The sequence below is a fragment of the Pseudoalteromonas luteoviolacea genome, from assembly GCF_001750165.1.
GTDB classification, from domain to species: Bacteria; Pseudomonadota; Gammaproteobacteria; order Enterobacterales; family Alteromonadaceae; genus Pseudoalteromonas; species Pseudoalteromonas luteoviolacea_G.
Window position 1 is genome coordinate 1,454,003 of sequence record NZ_CP015411.1, and the last position, 14,134, is coordinate 1,468,136.

The 14,134-nt window shown below is 42.8% G+C and carries 13 protein-coding genes; 10 read left to right on the forward strand and 3 right to left on the reverse strand.

What is annotated here, in order from left to right:
- Nucleotides 1–6 precede the first annotated feature (6 nt).
- Together pseC and pseB are read right to left on the reverse strand one after the other, a co-directional pair.
- Nucleotides 7–1,185 (reverse strand): UDP-4-amino-4,6-dideoxy-N-acetyl-beta-L-altrosamine transaminase, encoded by a 1,179-nt coding sequence (gene pseC / locus S4054249_RS06330; protein ID WP_046357581.1) that lies wholly within the window; start codon nucleotides 1,183–1,185, stop codon nucleotides 7–9.
- Nucleotides 1,182–2,183, reverse strand: coding sequence for a UDP-N-acetylglucosamine 4,6-dehydratase (inverting) (gene pseB / locus S4054249_RS06335; protein WP_046357582.1), 1,002 nt, complete (start codon nucleotides 2,181–2,183; stop codon nucleotides 1,182–1,184). Before pseB ends, pseC begins: the two co-directional genes overlap by 4 nt.
- 225 nt (nucleotides 2,184–2,408) lie before the next feature.
- Between pseB and S4054249_RS06340 the strand changes: the two genes are divergently transcribed.
- Nucleotides 2,409–3,200, forward strand: a complete 792-nt coding sequence (locus S4054249_RS06340) for a flagellin (RefSeq protein ID WP_046357583.1) — start codon at nucleotides 2,409–2,411, stop codon at nucleotides 3,198–3,200.
- A 150-nt stretch (nucleotides 3,201–3,350) separates the two neighbouring features.
- On the forward strand, nucleotides 3,351–4,787 hold the full coding sequence (locus S4054249_RS06345; RefSeq protein WP_046357584.1) for a sigma-54 dependent transcriptional regulator: 1,437 nt from the start codon (nucleotides 3,351–3,353) through the stop codon (nucleotides 4,785–4,787).
- Nucleotides 4,788–4,793: 6 nt separating this feature from the next.
- Here S4054249_RS06345 and S4054249_RS06350 read toward each other — a convergent pair whose 3' ends face one another.
- Nucleotides 4,794–5,411: a DNA-3-methyladenine glycosylase I gene (locus S4054249_RS06350; RefSeq protein WP_046357585.1), complete on the reverse strand. Its 618-nt coding sequence runs from the start codon at nucleotides 5,409–5,411 to the stop codon at nucleotides 4,794–4,796.
- A 263-nt stretch (nucleotides 5,412–5,674) separates the two neighbouring features.
- On the opposite strand from S4054249_RS06350, the gene S4054249_RS06355 reads away from it, so the two are divergent.
- The 8 genes from S4054249_RS06355 (at nucleotide 5,675) to fliJ (ending at nucleotide 14,087) form a co-directional block, all read left to right on the forward strand.
- Entirely contained in the window at nucleotides 5,675–6,781 is a 1,107-nt protein-coding gene (locus tag S4054249_RS06355) for a sensor histidine kinase (RefSeq protein ID WP_046357586.1), read from the forward strand.
- The gene (locus S4054249_RS06360; RefSeq protein WP_046357587.1) at nucleotides 6,778–8,187 is read left to right on the forward strand and encodes a sigma-54-dependent transcriptional regulator; all 1,410 of its coding nucleotides are present in this window, start codon (nucleotides 6,778–6,780) and stop codon (nucleotides 8,185–8,187) included. Before S4054249_RS06355 ends, S4054249_RS06360 begins: the two co-directional genes overlap by 4 nt.
- Nucleotides 8,188–8,342: 155 nt before the next feature.
- Nucleotides 8,343–8,678 carry a flagellar hook-basal body complex protein FliE gene (gene fliE, locus S4054249_RS06365; RefSeq protein WP_046357588.1) on the forward strand — a complete coding sequence of 112 codons (336 nt, stop codon included), beginning with the start codon at nucleotides 8,343–8,345 and terminating at the stop codon, nucleotides 8,676–8,678.
- A gap of 25 nt (nucleotides 8,679–8,703) precedes the next feature.
- Nucleotides 8,704–10,422 (forward strand): flagellar basal-body MS-ring/collar protein FliF, encoded by a 1,719-nt coding sequence (fliF, locus tag S4054249_RS06370; protein WP_039609459.1) that lies wholly within the window; start codon nucleotides 8,704–8,706, stop codon nucleotides 10,420–10,422.
- Nucleotides 10,415–11,455: a flagellar motor switch protein FliG gene (gene fliG / locus S4054249_RS06375; RefSeq protein ID WP_023401801.1), complete on the forward strand. Its 1,041-nt coding sequence runs from the start codon at nucleotides 10,415–10,417 to the stop codon at nucleotides 11,453–11,455. The genes fliF and fliG overlap by 8 nt, the downstream gene beginning before the upstream one ends.
- A gap of 3 nt (nucleotides 11,456–11,458) precedes the next feature.
- Nucleotides 11,459–12,277 carry a flagellar assembly protein FliH gene (gene fliH / locus S4054249_RS06380; protein WP_046357589.1) on the forward strand — a complete coding sequence of 273 codons (819 nt, stop codon included), beginning with the start codon at nucleotides 11,459–11,461 and terminating at the stop codon, nucleotides 12,275–12,277.
- Nucleotides 12,278–12,297: 20 nt separating this feature from the next.
- Nucleotides 12,298–13,641, forward strand: a complete 1,344-nt coding sequence (gene fliI / locus S4054249_RS06385; protein ID WP_046357590.1) for a flagellar protein export ATPase FliI — start codon at nucleotides 12,298–12,300, stop codon at nucleotides 13,639–13,641.
- Complete coding sequence (fliJ, locus tag S4054249_RS06390) at nucleotides 13,641–14,087, forward strand: flagellar export protein FliJ (protein ID WP_046357591.1); 447 nt, start codon at nucleotides 13,641–13,643, stop codon at nucleotides 14,085–14,087. Before fliI ends, fliJ begins: the two co-directional genes overlap by 1 nt.
- The last annotated feature ends 47 nt before the right edge of the window (nucleotides 14,088–14,134 follow it).

The window sequence follows — 14,134 nt, forward strand, 5'->3', positions numbered from 1 at the left end:
TTTTTCCTATAGTTGATCATCGCTCAATACGTCGAGCACATCGACGAGCGTAGCAACGATATATTCCTGTTCCTGCTGAGTTAATTCAGGGAATAAAGGTAAAGTGATTGCACTATGGTAGTAAGCCTCTGCATTAGGGCAGTAACCTTGGGAGAAACCTTGTTGACGGTAATATGGTTGTAAATAAATCGGAATGTAATGTACATGGCAAAATATATTTTTTGCTCTTAATTCTTTGACTAAGTGTTCGTGTAACTCGCCAGTGCAGTCAACAATTCGAACCACATAAAGGTGATACGCATTGTACACGCCACCACATTGCTTTAAAGGGTGAACGTTTGCATGTGCGTCAAACAGAGTATCATAGTAATTAGCAAGTGTATTTCGTTTGCTAACAAATTGGTTTAATTGCTTAAGTTGAGAGGCCCCAAGTGCAGCATGTAGGTCTGTCATTCGATAGTTAAAACCTAGTACTTGCTGCTCATAATACCAGGGTCCGTGCGGGTCATTCTCCAGCAGACTAGGATCTGCCGTTACACCATGACTACGGTACAACTTTAATTTCGCATCCAATGCCTTATTGTTGGTCAATGCCATTCCACCTTCTGCAGAAGTGACAATTTTGACAGGATGAAAACTAAAAATACAGATGTCAGAATACTGGCAGTTACCAACAGGGCTATTTTTATATTTCCCACCGACAGCATGAGATGCATCTTCGATGATTTTAAAGTCGTATTGCTTAGCAAGTGTATGAATTGCTGCCATGTCGCAAGACTGTCCAGCAAAGTGAACAGGAATTACTACTTTAGGAAGCGTGTTATTTTGCTGTGCGATTTCTAGTTTTGCAGCGAGTGTTTGTGCGCATAGGTTGCCAGTATGAGGGTCAATATCGACAAAGTCGACTTTCGCACCACAATATAAGGCGCAGTTAGCAGATGCGACAAACGAGTTTGGGGACGTCCATACAATGTCATTATGACCGACACCAAGCGCGAGACAAGCAATATGAAGCGCTGACGTTGCACTGTTTACCGCTGTGGCGAAGTTTACTTGGCAGTATTGACTGACAGCAGCTTCGAATTCCGGCACCTTGGGTCCTTGTGTTAACCAAGGTGAATTTAATACCTCAATGACTGCATCAATATCTTGTTGGGAGATAGCTTGTTTTCCATATGGGATCATAACAAGGCCTGTTTATTAAATTCAGCTATCTCTTCTATCGTCAGATATTCAGGGTTGGTTAGCGAATTATATTCAAACCCTGGGGCAACCAGTTTGCCTTTTTCATTAAGCGCATTGACGTCAAACGCATTAACGCGACTACTGAATTTAATACCTGGTGCAATAACAAAGTGATCATCGAACTCATAAGTGTCAAAGGACAAATCTTCAGGACACATTACTTCATGTAGCTTTTCACCAGGCCGTATACCAATGACTTTTTGCTTGATATTTGGCGCCATGGCTGTTGCTAAATCGGTAATCTTGATGGAAGGGATTTTTGGTACAAAAATTTCGCCACCTAGCATGCGTTCAAAGTTCTTTAGAACAAAATCAACACCCTGTTGCAAGCTTATCCAAAACCTTGTCATATCTGGGTGAGTAATGGGGATGTGGTCTCGTTGCTCATCAACAAAAGTTTGGAAGACTGGGACCACTGAGCCCCTAGAGCAAACTACATTGCCATACCTGACAACTGAGAACATGGTTTTATGACCGCCCGACATGTTATTTGCAGCAACAAAAAGTTTGTCAGAGGCAAGTTTGGTTGCACCATATAAGTTGATTGGATTAGCGGCTTTATCAGTAGATAATGCGATGACCTTATCCACATTACAATCTAGCGCAGCTTCAATGACATTTTCAGCGCCATTGATGTTGGTTTTAATGCACTCCATCGGGTTGTATTCAGCGGCTGGGACTTGTTTAAGTGCGGCTGCATGGATGACGTAATCAACACCTTGCATGGCTCTACGAAGTCGATCTCTATCGCGCACATCGCCAATAAAGTATCGCATGCAAGGCGCATTAAAAGTTTGCTGCATTTCGAACTGCTTAAGCTCGTCACGAGAAAAAACTATAATCTTTTTAGGGTTATACCTTTCTAGTAGAGTCTTTACGTATTTTTTCCCGAACGATCCTGTTCCGCCAGTAATCAAGATTGTTTTATTATCAAACATATTTTACCCGTCTAAAGGTGCAATGATTTCTTTACGCTATGGAAAAAAGTATTAGGTAAAGAATTCGCCCTTGAATCCTAAAAAAATTGATTACTCAATACTTTATATCACTTTTTTAAATTTTGCAGTATTTAACGAGAGAGGGCAGGTGAATTTTAGGCTTTAGGTGACTTTTTGCACTAATAGGCGTAGACTAAGGTTATTAGTATTGCGGAGGAAGGTGTCATGTTACAGATTAATTCACCGAGTAACTCTTTCTTTAATAAGACAGAGCAAGCGAATAATAAATTAAACCAGCAGCTTGCTACCGGTAAAAAGGTAAACTCAGCAGCTGATGATGCTGCGGCATTACAAATTATTAATCGTTTAACGTCTCAGCAAGAAGGCTACAATCAATCTATCCGTAATGCCTACGATGGTATTTCTTACTCTCAGACAGCTGATTCTGCATTATCTGGTGTGAATGATGCGGTGAGTCGTATCAGAGAATTGTCAATTCAAGCGGGAAGTGGTGCTTTGAGTGACAGTGATAGGCAAGCTTTGCAAGATGAAGTATCTCAGCTACAAACTCAAATTACAGAGACATTTGAGAACACGACATTTGGTGGTGACCCGTTATTTGATGGGGAGCAGGCAAGTTTTCAAGTAGGCCCTGATGCTAACACTACTCAAAGCTTTACTCCGACAGACGGCACTGTAGCGGCTGGTATTTTAAGTGTTGATATTTCGACGCAGGCGGGGGCGCAAGCTGCCATTACAGCAGCAGATCAGGTCGCTAAAGATGTTAATACTCAACGATCTCAGTTAGGTGCGTTTGAAAATACGTTGGATAGCACCATAAGAGGGTTAGGCAACCAGAGTGACAGAATTGCAGAAAGCCAAAGTCGTATCGCAGATACTGACTTCGCACAAGCAGCAGCACAAAGAACAGCAAATGATATTCTGTCGCAAACGTCTGTAGCTTTGAGAGGACAAGCAAATCAATCTGCGTCATCCGTGCTAAACCTCCTTCAGTAATAAATTAATACTATTGTATTGATTAAAAACATACTCCGTGGCATTTATTTGGCGTTTACGTCAATAATTTGCCACTTAGGTATTGCATCCCTAAGATACTCCCTTACAATCATACTCATAGACTTATAAATACTCTCGGATCCAGTCCAAATGATACTGATCATCGATAACAACAATAATCGCGCTTCTGGACTAGCTGCCGCGTTGTCATTTTGTGGGCAACCAGCATGCGTGGTTGCTGAATCTGACTTTTCCCCTGAGTTGGTCAAAAAATATCAAGAATGCAAAGTCGTATTGGGTGCACTCGACGGATTGGATCATGAGCGCCACATAAAAAGCCTGCCTGCGCAGCCGTTTATACTAGTCGGAGAGACGCTAAGACCTTTGTTATCCCTGGCAAATGTAATTGGGTTGATCACAGAACCATTTAGCCACGATGTGACAATGCAATTGTTACATGACTGTCAGCAGTATTTAAGCTTATTACCGGGTCAAACGGAGCAAGGTAGAGATGCGAAGTCATTTGATGGCCTTGTTGGGGATACGGATGCAGTCAAAGAAGTTCGCTTCCTTATTTCACAAGTTGCACAAACGGATGCCAATGTCCTGATTTTAGGTGAGTCAGGAACAGGTAAGGAAGTTGTAGCTCGTAATGTTCATTTGCTTTCAAATCGTTCGGATGGCCCGTTTGTACCAGTAAATTGTGGCGCGATACCTGGAGAGCTACTTGAGAGTGAGTTGTTTGGCCATGAAAAAGGCGCATTTACAGGCGCTATTTCTGCGAGAAAAGGGCGCTTTGAACTTGCTCAAAATGGCACCCTATTTTTAGATGAAATTGGCGATATGCCACTACAAATGCAAGTTAAGCTATTGCGTGTTTTACAAGAGCGCAGCTATGAGCGAGTTGGTGGAACCAAGCCTATTCAGGCGAATGTCCGTGTTATTGCTGCAACGCACCGCAATCTTGAAGAGATGATAGAAGAAGGTAAGTTTCGAGAAGACTTATTTTATCGTCTTAATGTTTTTCCAATAGAAAATCCGTCTTTGAGTCAGCGTGTTGATGATATTCCTTTGTTGTTAAAAGAGTTACTTCGTCGAGTAACAGAGCAAGGTAATAAAGGCGTGAAGTTCACTGATAGAGCGGTTGAGAGCCTTAAGTCACATGCATGGCCTGGAAATATACGTGAGTTGGCTAACTTGGTAGAACGAATGGCGATTATGTTTCCTGACAAATTGGTTGATGTTACAGATTTACCAACAAAGTATCGTTATATTGAAGTGGAAGCTTTTGAGCCTGAATATCCTGAAGAACTTATGGAAAGAGATGCCTTCAATGACTTGTTTAGTGAAGGTTTTAGTGATTTTGAGGAGGAAGAGGAGATCATAGCGCCTGAGCAACCTATGCTTGGTTTACTGCCTGATGAGGGGATCGAATTAAAAGATTACTTAGCAGATTTAGAGGTTAGCCTTATAACTCAAGCATTGGAGCGATACGATTACGTGGTGGCACGAGCCGCGGAAATATTGGGTGTAAGGCGCACAACACTTGTGGAAAAAATGAAGAAGTATAATCTCAACAGAGATTAGGTCAGATTAACCACACGCATTGTTTAGTTCATCGGCTATGTTTAGCGTAGCCAACAGGTCAATTAGCGGCTGCTTGGCGTGGCAGTCGTTATCATGATCATTAACCATCCCAGAAGCCTGCATATGCGCATAAACTGTAGTGGGTCCTAAAAATTTAAACCCTTTCTTTTTTAAGTCTTTGGCAAACTTTTCGCTTATTTCACTGGTGGCAGGGTAGTCCTCTTTGCTTTTAATGTCATTGATGATGGGCTTGAAATTTACGAATGCCCACTGATATTTAGCAAAGCTACCATAGGTCGCTTGTACTTCAATAAAGCGCTGTGCATTGTTAATGGTGGCCAATATTTTGGCTCTATTACGCACAATTCCTTTATTTTCCATCAGTGTCTCGACATCTCGCTCTGACATATTTGCGACTTTCTGCACATCAAACTCTTTAAAAGCGGCTCTATAATTTGCGCGCTTTTTTAAGATGGTATACCAGCTCAATCCAGCTTGTGCCGATTCGAGGGTAATAAATTCAAATAGCTTGTTATCGTCCCAGACGGGTACGCCCCACTCTTGGTCATGGTATGCAACATAATCAGGTTTACTCTCATCAAGCCATAAGCATCTTTTGCACATAAATATGCTCCTAGATAGAGTGTCATAAAGGTATAAGCATTTATCTTACATTGAGTAGTTAAAATCAAGGTTTAACTGTACTCGTTAGCGCACGTTTAGCATTTTTGTATTTTACATGAAATAAGAGCTTGGAGAGTACCTATAATACGTGTGTCAAAGTTTTGTCTGCTTAAAATCAATAGTAAGTTATTGTAAAAATTGAAAAATAAATCTGGCACGTCATTTGCTTTATTCATGCTAGGAAGATTCATGAGAGTAGTGTCATGGCGTTAGCGAAAGTGATAAATCCACAATTTGTGCCAGAAAACCATTTTAACCCTTGCTTGCTGCAAGAAGCGTATATTGGTGAGCTGAGCGACTTGCGACAGCAAGCAAGCTGGTTGAGCCATTTGGTTGATACTATGCCCGCAGGCATCGTTGTTTTAGATGGGCAAGGCATGATTGCCAAAGCAAACCAAATTGCTAAAGATATGTTGGGTGAACCGCTTGAGGGTGAAAAGTGGTTTAACATAATTCAGCGTTCTTTTAGTCCGCAACAAGATGACGGTCATGAAGTGTCGTTGCGGGATGGGCGCTTAATTAAGCTGGAAATCACCGCGCTTACACCTGAACCTGGTCAGTTAATTTTGATGACTGACTTGACCGAGACGCGTCGATTGCAAGCGCGTGTTGCACATATGCAGCGCTTAAGTGCACTTGGAAAAATGGTGGCATCACTTGCACACCAAGTCAGAACACCTCTCTCTGCCGCTATGCTTTATGGTGCTAACTTGGGTAGTGAGAACTTACCAACTAAGTCCCGAGAAAAGTTTCACAATAAACTGATGTCGCGACTGAAAGACCTTGAGAATCAAGTTAATGATATGCTGCTATTTGCCAAAAGTGGCGAACAGCAAGTGATTGAACAAGTTTCTATGCAGCAACTTCTTAATGAAGTGAAGGCTGGAGCCGATGCCATGGTATCACTCCATAATGCTCAGCTGGATGTTATCTTACCAGATCCTGACATTGAAATTATTGGTAACAAGACAGCACTCGCCAGCGCAGTTCAAAACTTGATCCACAACAGCGTACAGGTGATAGGCTCTGGTGCACTCATTACCTTAAGCGCTGTGCGTGACAAAGAAGATCATGTTCGTATTTCGGTTTGTGACAACGGACCAGGGGTTGATATGAGCTTGGCAGATAAATTATTTGAACCTTTCTTTACTACTAAATCACAAGGCACTGGACTGGGGTTAGCGGTTGTTAGTTCAGTGGCAAACTCGCATAAAGGACGTGTTGAAGTAAACAATACGTCAAACGGAGGAGCATGCTTTAGTATGCTGTTACCCATATCTCAACATACTCAACTTCAGGAGGTTGTATGAGCAATAAAATTCTAGTCGTTGAAGATGACGCAGGTTTACGTGAAGCACTATTGGACACTCTAGAGCTTGCTGGCATTGATTGTGTTGAGGCTGATAGCGCTGAACAAGCCATGATATTGCTTAAGCAGCAAAGTTTCTCACTCGTTGTCAGTGACGTTCAAATGGGCCAAATGAGTGGTATAGATCTGCTCAAAAGTATCAAATTGAACTTTCCAAATTTACCGGTATTAATGATGACGGCATATGCCACCATTGACGATGCTGTTGAAGCTATGCGCTTGGGGGCGATTGACTACATGGCAAAGCCATTTGCGCCAGAGGTGCTACTCAATATGGTTAGCCGATACATGCCGGAAAAAGAAAAAGAAACTGATGGTCCTATTGTTGCAGATGCAAAAAGCCTTCAGTTATTGAACCTTGCCAAAAAAGTGGCACTGTCCGATGCCAGTGTTATGGTTTTAGGTCCCAGTGGTTCAGGTAAAGAAGTGTTGGCACGCTATATCCACGATAGCTCTGAGCGTAAAAATGAGCCTTTCGTCGCGATTAACTGCGCTGCTATTCCTGAAAATATGTTAGAAGCGACTTTATTTGGTTATGAAAAAGGTGCTTTTACTGGCGCGATCCAAGCTTGCCCGGGTAAATTCGAACAAGCACAAAAAGGGACTATTTTGCTGGACGAGATCACGGAAATGGATCTTGGCTTACAAGCGAAGTTGCTCCGTGTATTGCAAGAGCGGGAAGTAGAGCGACTTGGTGGTAGAAAAACGATTGAGCTAGATGTCAGAGTTTTGGCAACCAGTAACCGAGATTTAAAAGATGCTGTCGCCGAAGGTAAATTCCGTGAAGATTTGTATTATCGATTGAACGTCTTTCCATTGACGTGGCTACCACTAAAAGACAGGGCAGCAGACATTGTACCTTTGGCTAAACATTTAATTGAAAGGCATTGTCAGAAGTCTAGTCAACCTGTGCCGTCGCTCACTACTGCTGCTCAGCAAAAGCTGTTACAACATGCATGGCCGGGCAATGTACGAGAATTAGATAATGTCGTTCAACGTGCCCTAATACTACAACAGGGTGGCCAAGTATCTGATGCTGATATTTTTATTGAAAACTTGACACCAATTGAAATGGTTAGTGAGTCTGCATTTACTCCAACCCCAGTTGAGCTTGATGCTTCTCCATATCATTCTGAACCTGCTGCCGAGGCTGCCTCAATGAATCAGAGTGATAGCATGAGTTATAAGGAAGAGCTACAAGATAAAGAGCATCAAATTATTTTGGATACACTCACCCGTTGCAATGGTAAGCGTAAAGATGTTGCTGAAATACTTGGGATCAGTCCAAGAACGCTCAGATATAAACTTGCTAAGATGCGAGATTTAGGTTTGCCTGTACCCGCTTAACTTTTTAATAAAGCAACCAGAATTATTCTGGTTGCTTTATAACCTGTCAAAAAAACGTCCTCTCCAATTTGTTGATAAGCTATTGATTATAAATAATTTAAAGTTGGCATGAATGGTGCATTATACCTTGTATCAGAATTGACAGGGTGAGCAACATGAAAATTCAAAACACCAGTTTATACCAAGAAATGCAGTCAATGGCATCTCAGGCCGGTAGAGTTCAACCACAGGCTAAATTGCCAATTCAAGAAAGTGCTGCAACTTCTAGCGCGCAGTTCGGCGATATTTTGCAAAACGCTCTTAACACGGTTGCAGATTTACAAAGAGATACAAAATCTAAAGTGACGGCAGTGGAAATGGGCGATCGTAGTGTTTCTCTTGCCGAGGCAATGATTGCGAAAAACAAATCATCTGTGGCCTTTGAAGCAACCGTACAAGTTCGTAACAAACTTGTCGAAGCTTATAAAGACATTATGAGCATGCCGGTGTAATTGAAGAGAAGATTGGAGAGTAACTGTGGCTACAAATCAAACGACAGATCTAGCACTTTCAGACGGCCAAGCAGGTGCAGTAGCTGAAGGCGCAGATACCCAGCAAGAGCAAAAGTCTGGTTATTTTAGCGCATTGAGTGGCGTTGATATGCTGCGTCAAGTTACGCTCGTGATCGCACTGGCAATTTGTTTGGCAATTGCTATTTTCATCATTATTTGGGCTCGTCAGCCTGATATGCGACCGCTTGGTCAATATCCAACGGATGAACTCGTTCAGACTTTGGATTTCCTAGATGCGCAAAAAATTGAGTATGAATTAGACGGTAATACCGTCATGGTTGCAGAAACCGATTATCAAGATATCAAATTAAAAATGGCACGTGATGGGTTTACTCAGTCACCGACCTCTGGCACAGATATTTTGATGCAAGATATGGGTTTTGGCGTGAGCCAGCGTCTCGAAAGAGAAAGGTTAAAGCACAGCCGAGAACAGCAACTAGCACGCACGATAGAAGAACTTCAAGATATTAACAGAGCCAAAGTGCTACTAGCGATTCCAAAAGAAAATGTATTTGCTCGTCGTGAGAAAAAGCCTTCTGCAACAGTTGTGTTAACCATGAAACGTGGTCGCACACTCGATGGTGAGGAAGTTGACTCAATAGTAGATATTGTCGCGTCAGCGGTGCAAGGGCTTGAGCCATCACGGGTTACTGTAACTGATCAAAATGGTCGTTTATTAAATTCAGGTTCTCAAGACTCTTTAGCTGCACGTTCTCGCAAAGAATATGAAATTGAGCGCAAACGTGAGTCTGAATATTTATCGAAAATTGACAGCATTATGATCCCTGTTGTGGGGTTAGGTAACTTCACTGCTCAAGTTGATTTGACAATGGACTTTAGTGCGGTTGAAGAGACGCACAAGCGCTTTAACCCAGACTTACCTGCTGTACGCAGCGAAACAACCTTTGAAGAAAACAATATTGGCGGGATCACCGCAGGAATTCCAGGTGCATTAACTAATCAGCCGCCAATGGATTCTAATATTCCTGAAATAGCTGGTGCAGGTGGCAGTGGTAAAGGAACTACTCCAAGTCGCTCACAAAGAGAGGCGACGCGTAACTATGAACTTGATACGACGATTTCTCATAAGCGTCAACAGACTGGTGTAATACGCCGCATAAGTGTGTCCGTTGCTGTTGATTACGTCGCAAAGGCTGATGCTGAAGGGAACGTATCAATGGTGCCAAGAGCACAAGAAGAATTGAATAATATCCGTCGCCTACTTCAAGGTGGTGTTGGCTTTGACATGCAACGAGGTGATGCGCTTGAAGTTGTGACGGTACCTTTTGTACGCGAAGACATTTTAGAGGCATCAGAGCTGCCACTTTGGGAGCAAGAGTGGTTTATGAAGGTTGCGCGTCTTGCAGCCGGTGCTTTGGTTATCATCGTGTTGATTATGGCAGTAGTTCGCCCTATGCTGAAAAGACTTATTTACCCAGATGATACTCTTGAGGACTATGATGAGGATGCACTGACTGCTGGTGTAGACTTAGGTGATAGTACATTAGATATGCTAAGTAATGACTTTGATGAATCAGCAGTTGGCTTCTCCTCTGATGGTACATTACAATTGCCAGACTTACATGGTGATGAAGATCTACTGAAAGCGGTTCGTGCATTAGTAGCCAATGAGCCTGAGCTTTCTTCTCAAGTGGTCAAAGCGTGGTTAACTGAAGATGAGTGATGAAGAACAAAAACAACTGCCTCCAACGTTCGATGTTGAGAAGCTTGATGGCGTCGATAAAGCCGCCATCTTACTTTTAAGTTTAACAGAAGAAGATGCAGCACAAATTTTAAAACACCTAGAGCCGAAGCAAGTTCAAAAAGTGGGTATGGCGATGGCGGCGATTGACGATTTATCGCAATCAAAAATCAGCGCTGTACATAATTTATTTATTGAGCAGATCCAAAGCTTTAGTACTATTGGTTTCCAGTCTGAAGACTTTATTAAAAAGGCATTGACGGCAGCTCTAGGTGAAGATAAAGCAGCAAGCTTGATCGACCAGATAGTGATGGGGTCAGGTGCCAAAGGTTTAGACTCCTTGAAGTGGATGGACTCCAAACAGGTTGCCAACATTATTCGTAATGAACACCCGCAGATCCAAACCATTGTTTTATCGTATTTAGAGCCAGAGCAATCGGCAGAAATCTTGTCTCAGTTCACCGAGAAAGTCAGATTAGATCTGACGATGCGTATTGCTAACTTAGAAGAAGTTCAGCCAGCAGCACTGCAAGAGCTAAATGAAATCATGGAAAAACAATTTGCAGGTCAAGCTGGTGCGCAAGCTGCGAAAATGGGCGGCTTAAAAGCGGCAGCAGACATCATGAACTATCTAGATACCAATGTAGAAGGTCAGTTGATGGATTCTATTCGTGAGCATGACGAAGAAATGTCACAACAAATCCAAGACTTGATGTTTGTGTTTGAAAACTTGATGGATGTAGAAGATAGAGGGATTCAAGCGATTCTGCGTGAGGTACAGCAAGATGTTCTGATGAAAGCCATCAAGGGGGCTGATGATTCCTTGAAGGATAAGATATTGAGCAACATGTCGAAGCGTGCTGCCGAAATGATGGCTGATGATTTGGAAGCCATGCCTCCAGTTCGAATTAGTGAAGTTGAAGCTGCACAAAAAGAAATATTGGCAACAGCCAGACGTTTAGCTGACTCGGGAGAGATTATGCTCGGCGGCGGTGGTGGTGAGGAGTTCCTGTAAACCATGTCAGAACCTAAATTTCAGCGTGGCCGGCCAGTTCACGGGGAAGCAGTAGATGCTTTGCTTGAACATTTAGAAGACTGGCCTATTCCAGATGTAAAAGAGGACCTCAGCGGCTTAACTGGGCGCTCTACAGCCATGGGGACTCCACTTGAAGAACTTTATACCAAGACAGAGCGCAATACTGAGCCGGAAACAGTTGAGCCGGAGATCCCTACTTTGACTCTGGAAGAGCTCGAGCAAATCAGGCAAGACGCTTATGATGAAGGTCTGAAGCAAGGCCACGAACAAGGCTATATTGAAGGGTTTGAGAAGGGCGCAAAAGAAGGGAATGAAGCTGGGCAAAAAGAAGGGTTAGCAATAGGTAAACAACAAGGCCTTGAAGATGCAAAACCGTTAGTTGAAGAGAGATTACAAACACTCACTCAACTAATTGAAAAAATTCATGAACCACTCAAGCAAGTTGATGAAGCCTGTGAAAAACAACTGATTGAGCTTGTCAGTTTATTGACGCAACAAATTACTTTCCACGAAATTAAAGCGAATCCAGACTTAATCTTACAAGCGTTAAAGAAAGGCTTAGATGCGCTACCCATAGCCGAAGTGCAGCTTAAAGTGCACTTGCATCCTGACGACCTGACCTTGGTTGAGGAAGCTTACGGCGCAGAAATGATACAAAAGCAGCAATGGCAGCTAATCCCTGAACCGACATTTGAACGCGGTGGTTGTGAGATTAAATCCCCCATTTCTTCTATTGATTTGACGATAAAAACAAGGCTTTCTGAAATTCTGGAGAAGTTTTTGCATGATAGCGGTATCTAAGAATTATCGCGCCATGTTAAATGTCAGAGCTAGAACAGCAAAATTCGTCTTTTGCACAACGAATACATAAATACCAAAAACATATTCATCCATTTGGTGTTGCCGTGGCAGGCAGCCTAACACGTGTTGTTGGGCTGACCCTCGAAGCAAAAGGGCTCAATGCCGCGGTGGGCAGTCAGTGTAAAATAGAGACGATAAATGGTTTTGTTGATGCCGAGGTGATTGGTTTCAATAACGATGTGCTTTATCTTATGCCGAATGACCGCATTTCTGGTGTACTGCCAGGTGCAAGAGTTATCCCACAAGTCAAAGAAGCCGGCTTGCCTGTTGGTATGGGCCTTCTAGGTCGAGTTGTCGATGGCTTGGGCCGGCCTTTAGATGGGCTCGGCGCTATCCAAGCAGAGGCGCGTCTAAAATTCGCACAAGCACCGATAAACCCATTGGCTAGACGTCCAATTAAAGAGCCGATGGACGTTGGCGTGAGAGCAATTAACTCAATTATCACTGTTGGGCAAGGGCAGCGAATGGGACTGTTTGCCGGAAGTGGTGTTGGTAAATCAGTCTTATTAGGCATGATGACTCGGGGCAGTGAAGCTGATGTTATTGTCGTCGGTCTAGTCGGTGAGCGTGGCCGAGAAGTTAAAGAATTCATTGATGAGATTTTGGGTACTGAAGGGCGTCGTCGTTCAGTTGTTGTCGCCGCTCCTGCTGATGCCTCCCCTTTGATGAGATTAAAAGGCTGTGAGAGTGCAGTCACTATTGCAGAGTATTTTAGAGATCAAGGCTTAAACGTTTTGTTGTTACTAGACTCAGTGACTCGTTATGCGATGGCTCAGCGGGAAATCGCACTCGCAGTTGGTGAGCCCCCTGCAACCAAAGGTTATCCACCTTCTGTATTTGCTAAGTTACCCGCTTTGGTTGAAAGGGCTGGTAATGGTGGAGAAGGCCAAGGTTCTATTACAGCCTTTTTTACAGTGCTTAGTGAGGGCGATGATATGCAAGACCCCATTGCAGATTCTGCGAGAGCCATACTTGATGGGCATATTGTTTTGTCCCGTGAGCTGGCAGATAGTGGTCACTATCCTGCAATTGATATAGAAAAGTCCATTAGCCGTGTAATGCCACAAGTGGTGTCAGATACACATATGCAGCAAGCTAGAATAGTAAAGCAAGTCTACTCTATGTATCAACAAAACAAGGACATGATCACATTGGGCGCGTATCAAAAAGGCAGTGACCCCATGCTAGATCAAGCCATTGCAATGATGCCCAATGTTAATGGTTTCTTGCAACAAGGCATGAAGGACGTACTTAATTACGATGAATGCTTGCAAGGCTTATCACAACTATTAGGACAAGGCTAATGGCGACGGATAAATTATCTTTGTTACATAAGTTAGAGTCAGATAAAGAAGATTCATTGCGAATTAACTTTATTCAGGCTGAAAATAGTTTAATTGACAATCAACAGAAGCTCAAAGGGTTGAATGATTTCCGGTTGGAATACACACAACAATTGCACACTAAGGCTCAGCAAGGCTTAAGCAGTAGCGGGTTTACTCAATATCACAGTTTTATAAATAAAATTGAAGAGGCAATTAAGCAACAAGCAAATACAGTGGCAACGGCAAAGCGGGTTGTCGAGCAGCGGAGAAAGCTCTGGTTGAGTCAGCAGGCAAAAGTAAAAGCAATCGCAAAGTTGATTGAGAAGAAACAAGAAGAAAAACAACGTATTCAAGCAAAGGCGGAGCAAAAAATGCTAGATGAATTTGCAACAAATATGTTTATGAGAAATAAAGTGCTCAATTAATGGCTTAAAAATTGCATTTTATAACAAAATTGGTATTTGAAGTAGGC

Coding starts and splice junctions, on each gene's coding strand:
- fliJ (WP_046357591.1), top strand. CDS start 13,641: ATGGCGACGGATAAATTATCTTTGTTACATAAGTTAGAGTCAGATAAA.
- S4054249_RS06355 (WP_046357586.1), top strand. CDS start 5,675: ATGGCGTTAGCGAAAGTGATAAATCCACAATTTGTGCCAGAAAACCAT.
- fliG (WP_023401801.1), top strand. CDS start 10,415: ATGAGTGATGAAGAACAAAAACAACTGCCTCCAACGTTCGATGTTGAG.
- fliH (WP_046357589.1), top strand. CDS start 11,459: ATGTCAGAACCTAAATTTCAGCGTGGCCGGCCAGTTCACGGGGAAGCA.
- S4054249_RS06345 (WP_046357584.1), top strand. CDS start 3,351: ATGATACTGATCATCGATAACAACAATAATCGCGCTTCTGGACTAGCT.
- S4054249_RS06340 (WP_046357583.1), top strand. CDS start 2,409: ATGTTACAGATTAATTCACCGAGTAACTCTTTCTTTAATAAGACAGAG.
- S4054249_RS06360 (WP_046357587.1), top strand. CDS start 6,778: ATGAGCAATAAAATTCTAGTCGTTGAAGATGACGCAGGTTTACGTGAA.
- pseB (WP_046357582.1), bottom strand. CDS start 2,183: ATGTTTGATAATAAAACAATCTTGATTACTGGCGGAACAGGATCGTTC.
- S4054249_RS06350 (WP_046357585.1), bottom strand. CDS start 5,411: ATGTGCAAAAGATGCTTATGGCTTGATGAGAGTAAACCTGATTATGTT.
- pseC (WP_046357581.1), bottom strand. CDS start 1,185: ATGATCCCATATGGAAAACAAGCTATCTCCCAACAAGATATTGATGCA.
- fliE (WP_046357588.1), top strand. CDS start 8,343: ATGAAAATTCAAAACACCAGTTTATACCAAGAAATGCAGTCAATGGCA.
- fliI (WP_046357590.1), top strand. CDS start 12,298: ATGTCAGAGCTAGAACAGCAAAATTCGTCTTTTGCACAACGAATACAT.